The 3355-nt window shown below is 33.1% G+C and carries 3 protein-coding genes; 2 read left to right on the top strand and 1 reads right to left on the bottom strand.

The genetic code is table 11. The features are described from left to right. Nucleotides 1-292: 292 nt before the first annotated feature. Nucleotides 293-574 carry a co-chaperone GroES gene (locus HMPREF9129_RS02820; protein WP_004820155.1) on the top strand — a complete coding sequence of 94 codons (282 nt, stop codon included), beginning with the start codon at nt 293-295 and terminating at the stop codon, nt 572-574. A gap of 19 nt (nt 575-593) precedes the next feature. Continuing rightward, on the top strand, nt 594-2213 hold the full coding sequence (gene groL / locus HMPREF9129_RS02825; protein ID WP_004820157.1) for a chaperonin GroEL: 1620 nt from the start codon (nt 594-596) through the stop codon (nt 2211-2213). A gap of 251 nt (nt 2214-2464) precedes the next feature. Here groL and HMPREF9129_RS02830 read toward each other — a convergent pair. Next, nucleotides 2465-3355, bottom strand: an 891-nt coding sequence (locus HMPREF9129_RS02830) for a LysR family transcriptional regulator (RefSeq protein ID WP_004820158.1), incomplete at its 5' end; no start/stop codon positions are given.

Below are 3355 nucleotides of genomic sequence, written 5' to 3' on the forward strand. Positions count from 1 at the left end.
TGAAAATAACATACCTTAAATAGCATTAAAATTAGTACATTGGACTCACCCCTTTAAAATATCACCAACAAGTGTATTAATTAAATTAATTATAAAAAGAAAAAAGAAAAAGTCAAACATTTTCTAATAAGGTTATGTGATAAAAGAAAAATAATATATGATATAGAGAAAAATTATTATAAAATCAAAGGTAAAAAAAGGTAAAATTTGGACTTGAAAAACAAAATTTGTTGTATTATTATATGAATATAAGCACTCGATCTGGAAGAGTGCTAATATTAAGGAGGTAATTATGACTTTAAAACCATTAGATGACAAAATAGTAATCAAAAAAGTAGAAAAAGAAGAGACAACAGCATCGGGAATAGTATTACCAAATTCAGCAAAGGAAGAATCGAATTTAGCTGAAGTTGTGGCAATAGGAAAAAAAGTTACAAGTGATGAAGAGACAAAAGATGAATTAAAAGTTGGAGATAAAGTTATATTCTCTAAGTATGCAGGTACAGAAGTAGAGCTGGAAAAGGTTAAATACACAATACTAAAATACACAGATATTTTAGCGGTAATTGAATAAAGCATAATAAGGAGGAAATATGGCAAAGGAAATTAAATTTTCAGAAGATGCTAGAAAAGGACTTATTGACGGTATCAATAAGCTTTCAAATACAGTAAAAGTTACACTTGGACCAAAGGGAAGAAATGTAATACTTGACAAAGAATATGGTGCACCGCTTATCACAAATGACGGGGTTACAATTGCCAGAGAAATTGAATTTGAAGATAAATTTGAAAATATGGGGGCACAACTTTTAAAGGAAGTTGCTACAAAGACAAATGATGTAGCCGGAGACGGAACTACAACAGCGACACTTTTAGCTCAAGCAATCACAATAGAAGGTATGAGAAACTTAGCTGCCGGAGCAAATCCTATGGTTCTACAAAAGGGAATTAAAAAAGCAGTTGAAACAACAGTAGAAGAAATCAAAAAGTTCTCAAGATCAGTAGAGACAAAAGAAGCTATAGCACAAGTTGCAGCAAATTCATCAGCAGATGAAGAAGTTGGAAGACTAATTGCTGAAGCAATGGAAAAAGTTGGTAAAGATGGTGTAATCACTATTGAAGAATCTAAGTCAATGGGAACAAGCCTTGAAGTTGTAGAAGGTATGCAATTTGACAGAGGATATGTATCTCCATACATGGTAACAGACAATGAAAAAATGGTTGCTGAAATGGAAAATCCATACATTCTTATTACAGATAAAAAGATAACAAACATTCAAGATTTACTTCCACTTCTTGAACAAGTTCTTCAACAATCAAAACCATTACTTGTAATAGCTGAAGATATAGAAGGTGAAGCCTTAGCTACTTTAGTATTAAATAAGTTAAGAGGAACTCTTAACATAGTGGGAGTAAAAGCTCCCGGATATGGAGATAGAAGAAAGGAAATGCTACAAGATATTGCCATTTTAACAGGTGGTAAAGTAGTATCTTCAGATCTTGGAGAAGATTTAAAAGATGCGACAATAGAAGTTTTAGGGCAAGCTCAAAAAGTTAGAGTTGAAAAAGATTTGACAGTAATTGTTGACGGGGCAGGAAATAAAGAAGACCTTGCTGCAAGAGTACAACAAATAAAAGCTCAAGCAGAAGATACAACTTCAGAATTTGATAAAGAAAAATTACAAGAAAGACTTGCCAAACTTTCAGGTGGAGTTGCAGTAGTACAAGTAGGTGCGGCAACAGAAGTTGAACTTAAAGAGAGAAAACTTAGAATAGAAGATGCCCTTTCAGCTACAAGAGCAGCAGTAGAAGAAGGAATAGTAGCCGGAGGTGGAACAGTTCTTGTGGACTGTATCGGAGTTATAGAAAAACTTTACGAAGAATCTGAAGGTGATGAAAAGACAGGCGTTGGAATAATTCTAAAAGCTTTAGAAGCACCGGTTAGACAAATTGCAGAAAATGCAGGACTTGAAGGTTCAGTTATAGCTGATAAAGTAAAAGCTGAAAAACCGGGCATAGGATATAATGCCTACACAGGAGAATATATGGATATGGTAGCTGCAGGGATAGTTGATCCAACTAAAGTAACAAGATCAGCACTGCAAAATGCAGCGTCAGTTGCATCAATGATTCTTACAACAGAAGCTGCAGTTGCTTCAATACCAAAAGAAGAACCGCAAATGCCAATGAACCCGGGAATGGGTATGATGTAAGAATAAATATAATAGAAAGTCCGATTCGAAAGAATCGGATTTTTTGTTTTAACAGTATACCGTAGAGGAAATACGAGAGAAACGAGACCCACCAGCGTAACAAAGATATTAAAATAAAATGTGGTAAGGAAGAATGTAGGGGCGGCACGAGAGAAGCGAGGCCCGCCCGTCTAACGAAAATGTAAAAACAAAGCAGCTATAAAAATGTAGGGTTGGCACGATAGTAGTAAAGTCTGCTAACAAATAAAATGCTATTTATAACAACCTAACAACTCTTTAGTTATTTTTATAAAATCAGAATGAGCCTTGTCCAGATGTACATTTTTCAAAGAAGAAACCACAAATTTATTACAACGTTTCACATTTCCAATAGATAGAAACACCGGAGTTTTCTCAAAACTTTTAAAAAACTTTTCACCTATATCATATGTAAAAGCAATACCTTCACCTATGGAGGCAAGTCTAAGACGAGTTTCCATATTCTTTATTACAACAGTTTTAGGCTCTATATTGCATTCTGAAAAATATAATTTTGAAAGCTTACCGAGCTTAGCAGTATTCGGATTGCTTATAAAAAAAGTTTCGTCTTTTAAAAGTTTCAAGTCAATCCACGGAAATTTAAAACCATCTTTCTTCTCTGCAAACTCAATATATTTAAAATCCTTGCAAACACAGATTACAACTTCTTCCTCATCTAAAATTTCATAATGCAAATGTTTATTTTGCTCATCAGCTATGTAAATTCCAATTTTAGATTTATTTTCCAAAATAGACGACTCTATTTTGTCTATACTCTCCTCTAAAATATCTATATTAAAATTAGGATAGACTTTTCTAAATTCAGGAAGAATTAAAGGCAAGATATATAAATCTCGAGTAGGTGTAATTGCAAGAGATAGAGTCCCTTTTCGTAAATTAGATATATCATTTATGCTATTTTTTAGCTCAGATTCAAGTTGCAGAATCTTTTGACCATATTCAATATAAGCTTTACCATAAGGGGTTGGAACAAATTTTCCATTAATTTTCTCAAAAAATTTTACACCCAGTTTATTTTCCATAGAACTTATAAATTTTGAAAGCGTTGGTTGTGAAACATATAACAACTCAGCTGCTTTAGAGAAGTTACCTGTATTTGCAAT

Origin of the sequence: Peptoniphilus indolicus ATCC 29427, assembly GCF_000227315.1 — a bacterium.
Lineage (GTDB): Bacteria > Bacillota > Clostridia > Tissierellales > Peptoniphilaceae > Peptoniphilus > Peptoniphilus indolicus.

Coding starts and splice junctions, on each gene's coding strand:
- HMPREF9129_RS02820 (WP_004820155.1), top strand. CDS start 293: ATGACTTTAAAACCATTAGATGACAAAATAGTAATCAAAAAAGTAGAA.
- groL (WP_004820157.1), top strand. CDS start 594: ATGGCAAAGGAAATTAAATTTTCAGAAGATGCTAGAAAAGGACTTATT.